At 36.4% G+C, this 516-nt stretch carries 1 protein-coding gene; it reads left to right on the top strand.

The window, feature by feature from the left end; genetic code table 11:
• Positions 1–174 precede the first annotated feature (174 nt).
• The coding region (locus ACS8FC_RS20940) for an SDR family NAD(P)-dependent oxidoreductase (protein WP_439298198.1) at positions 175–516 on the top strand (342 nt) is incomplete at its 3' end.

The raw sequence follows: 516 nt of genomic DNA, 5'->3' as shown, positions 1-516 counted from the left end.
AATGGTTTGAAGTAGTTATTGAATTTCATGACGTAGTTGACGGCTTGGATTGATAGCGGAAAATTGGATATACATTATTAATATATTTACGTTGGTAATGTATTATAGTTCCCAGTATAGTTGCATTTATGAGCAAAGACGAATAACTAATTCATAAAGTAACGGATCGATGTTATGGAAAATAAAATATTAGTTACTGGCGGTGCTGGATACATCGGTTCGCATACTTGTATATCACTACATGAAGCAGGCTATGATATTGTTGTATACGATAACTTATCTAATAGTAGCCGTGAAGCGATTAATCGTGTCTCTACCTTAATTGGTCAAAATATCGAGTTTGTTGAAGGGGATATTCGAGACATTGAGGCGCTGAGACAAGTCTTCTCATCCCATCAATTCTTTGGCGTGATCCATTTCGCTGGTTTAAAAGCTGTTGGTGAGTCAGTGGCTAAGCCTTTACTTTATTATGATAACAATGTCAGCGGCACCATTACCTTATTAGAAGTTATGGCA

The sequence above is a fragment of the Psychrobacter sp. 1Y4 genome, from assembly GCF_051847555.1.
Note: the sequence above shows the minus strand (reverse complement) of the source record. Positions and strands in the feature narration are given on the sequence as shown.